Source organism: Sporosarcina limicola (assembly GCF_014873855.1).
Classification (GTDB): domain Bacteria; phylum Bacillota; class Bacilli; order Bacillales_A; family Planococcaceae; genus Sporosarcina; species Sporosarcina limicola.
Genome location: NZ_JADBEL010000080.1, coordinates 1 through 1,100, shown reverse-complemented (window position 1 = coordinate 1,100; position 1,100 = coordinate 1). Strand labels below are relative to the sequence as shown.

At 44.4% G+C, this 1,100-nt stretch carries 1 protein-coding gene; it reads right to left on the bottom strand.

Going from position 1 to position 1,100, the window contains the following annotated elements; all coding sequences use genetic code 11:
* Positions 1-186: 186 nt before the first annotated feature.
* The coding region (locus H4683_RS21170; protein WP_192600790.1) for an IS3 family transposase at positions 187-1,100 on the bottom strand (914 nt) is incomplete at its 5' end.

Below are 1,100 nucleotides of genomic sequence, written 5' to 3'. Positions count from 1 at the left end.
CGGTAGTTGTCAACATAGTTGTCGCATTTAGCTAGTTTATTATTTCCGAAGTTTTATTCCTGAATTTCGTGAATCCCCAAGTTCAGTCAAAGCTACCGCGCTGTGCTTGCTGGCCTGGTGGTTTGAATCGAAAGGCAAGTGCGTCCTTTCAATTCAAACCACCAGGGAACGGTAGCTATATCTAGTTCATCCACGCTGTCGCTCCCCTTCATCCCGCATTGGATTAAGCGCTACTTTTTCGTGCGGTGTCCAATTTCTTGTTTCACGTGCCCAGCGTTCGGGGTGTTTCTCTTTTGCGGCTTCATACACATCTTTTCGTTTTTCCAAAATTTCCACATGTGCGCCCGTATGACATTGCGCCGGTGTCACGAAATTCAGCCCACTATGCAAATGAATTTCATTGTACCAATGGACGAACTTTTGTGCCCAACGCCTTGCGTCCTCTAGTGTTTCAAATCCTTTATGTGGATAATCCGGACGATATTTAAGTGTTCGGAACATGGCTTCAGAATACGGATTGTCATTACTTACACGCGGTCTAGAAAATGAGCTTTGAATGCCCAAATTCTCTAGCAAAACTAGAAATGTGGCTGCTTTCATCGGACTTCCGTTGTCGGAATGAAGTACAAGGGGTGCGCCTTGAATCTTTTCATTTATGCTTGCTTTTTTCACAAGTATTTCCGCATATTTTGCTTCTTCTGTCTCCCAAACTTCCCAGCCGACAACCTTTCTGCTAAATAAATCAAGAATTAAATACAGGCGATAAAATAGCCCCCTTACTGGGCCGCCTAGCCATGTAATATCCCAAGTCCATACTTGATTCGGGGCAATGGCGAGATGGCTTTCAGGCAATTTTCGTTCGGGTTTTTTACTACGTCCCCGGTGATTTTGCATCTTTTCCTCGCGTAACACACGATAAAACGTTGATTCTGAAGCGATATAAATCCCTTTATCCGCAAGCTTTGGCACGATTTGCGTCGGCGGTAAATCCGCATATTCCGCTTGTTTCACAACAGTAATGATTTCCTCTTTTTCTTCTTCAGACAACTTGTTTTTGGGTTCAGGATGCTCGGCAAGAGGGCGTTGGTCTATTTTCACTC